This is a genomic window from Imperialibacter sp., from assembly GCF_040222815.1.
Lineage (GTDB): Bacteria > Bacteroidota > Bacteroidia > Cytophagales > Cyclobacteriaceae > Imperialibacter.
Map to the genome: position 1 here is coordinate 1 of NZ_JAVKCH010000034.1, position 452 is coordinate 452.

General features: G+C 50.7%; 1 protein-coding gene. It reads left to right on the forward strand.

Translation table 11 applies throughout. The features are described 5' to 3' along the window. Positions 1–276 (forward strand): ArsR/SmtB family transcription factor (locus RIF36_RS17180; RefSeq protein WP_350149445.1); only part of this gene is annotated, 276 nt, incomplete at its 5' end. Between the last annotated feature and the right edge of the window lie 176 nt (positions 277–452).

Below are 452 nucleotides of genomic sequence, written 5' to 3' on the forward strand. Positions count from 1 at the left end.
GGGAATAGTCACCGACTGTCCGTGTTCCGCTTTCTGGTCAAAGCTGGCCATGATGGGGCTTCGGTCGGAGATATCCAGAAGGGGCTGGGTATTCCTGCTTCGACGCTATCACATCACCTTGCGCGCATGGCCAAGGTAGGGCTGATCCGGCAGGAGAAACATAGCCGCACGATTGTCTGTATACCCGAGTATGGGCACCTAGAGAATTTGATCGGTTTCTTACAAGAGGAATGTTGTGCAGGTGTCCGGATTGCGCATGAACCAGAACCGCTTTGACGCTTGCCCAGCTCTCGCTGTCCTCCCTAGTCAGCATCGCTATGAAGACTCAGGCGAAGGTGGAAACAGAAAATTGGCAGTAGAGTAGGCTGAAGAGGATCAATCAGATAATCCGCTGAGAAAGATTTTCTTCTTTACATCTTTGGCATTTTATCAACCAGAAATTCCGGATACCC